The organism is Pseudoalteromonas sp. NGC95 (genome assembly GCF_015864705.1).
GTDB classification, from domain to species: Bacteria; Pseudomonadota; Gammaproteobacteria; order Enterobacterales; family Alteromonadaceae; genus Pseudoalteromonas; species Pseudoalteromonas arctica.
This window is the reverse complement of record NZ_JADYWR010000059.1, coordinates 1-1215: the sequence shown is the minus strand read 5'-3', so window position 1 is coordinate 1215 and position 1215 is coordinate 1. Positions and strand designations below refer to the sequence as shown.

Genomic DNA, 1215 nt, shown 5'->3' with positions numbered 1-1215 from the left:
CTTGTATGGATAATAAACCCATAAATTAATTAATACTTTAACCAAGTTCGGGTAATGTGAGGCCCAAGCTTTGGCTGCAACCAAAGCCTTTTATACAGTAGTTCGATTGATTGAAGGCTCCTCTATTGAGAGACCGATAACAAGAAAGAACGCTGTATAAACTCCAAGCATTCAACTCGGATAGTCAACGGGGCCTCGAGCCCGAATCGCAAGGCAGAGTCAGCTTATTATGAATACACTTAATAATCAAAATGAAATTAACGTCGGTGTCGATACAGGTAAAACTCAACTCGATATTTACATCCGACCGTTAGATATATATTTCACCGTAGAAAACAATGACGGCGGCATTAAACACGCTATAAAAACACTAAAAAAGCACCCAATAACGCGTGTTACTATTGAAGCAACTGGGCGCCTTGAACACCCCTTTATTATGGCGTGTGCTCAAGCGAATATCCCTTTCGTTGTTGCTAATCCCGTTAATATTAAACGTTTCGCAGGCGCTATTGGCCAAAAAGCAAAAACAGATAAACTTGATGCGCAACTCATCGCTCATTTTGGTGAAGCAATAAAACCTCCACTCTCTTCTTTAAAGCCAGAGCAGATGCGCTTGATGAGTGATTTACTTTCCAGAAGAAGGCAGTTAATGGATATGCAAACGATGGAGAAAAATCGTTCACAGATAATGCCAAAAACAATATCATCACTAATAAAACCTATCCTAACGGCATTAAAAAATCAGATTGAAAAAGTAGACTTGAAACTACAAAAGCTCATCAAAGAATGTGACGAATATAAGGTCAAGAATGACATTATTCAAAGTGTGCCTGGCGTTGGCAATGTTGTCGCGTTTAACTTACTTAGTGACATGCCTGAGCTTGGGTGTGTAAACAATAAAGAGGCTGCATCACTGGTTGGTGTTGCACCATTTAATCGAGAGAGTGGTGCTTATCAGGGTAAACGGATGATACGAGGTGGACGACCAAAAATTAGAACCGCAATGTATATGGCAATGATGTCAGCTATCCAATGTAACCCTAAATTTAAAGCTATTTATCATCGGCTAGTCGCGGCAGGGAAACCTAAAAAAGTGGCTATTATTGCCTGTATAAGAAAGCTTATAGTAATCATAAATTCTATGGTGAGGGATGGTGTCATGTGGGATCCTAAAATGGTTTGAAATTAGGAATTGACACCATAGTCACTTGTTAT

1 protein-coding gene is annotated in these 1215 nt (G+C 39.4%); it reads left to right on the top strand.

Annotated features, from left to right (window positions below; translation table 11 throughout):
• The first annotated feature begins 229 nt into the window (after nucleotides 1-229).
• Nucleotides 230-1183: an IS110 family transposase gene (locus I6E70_RS20515; protein WP_024598675.1), complete on the top strand. Its 954-nt coding sequence runs from the start codon at nucleotides 230-232 to the stop codon at nucleotides 1181-1183.
• The last annotated feature ends 32 nt before the right edge of the window (nucleotides 1184-1215 follow it).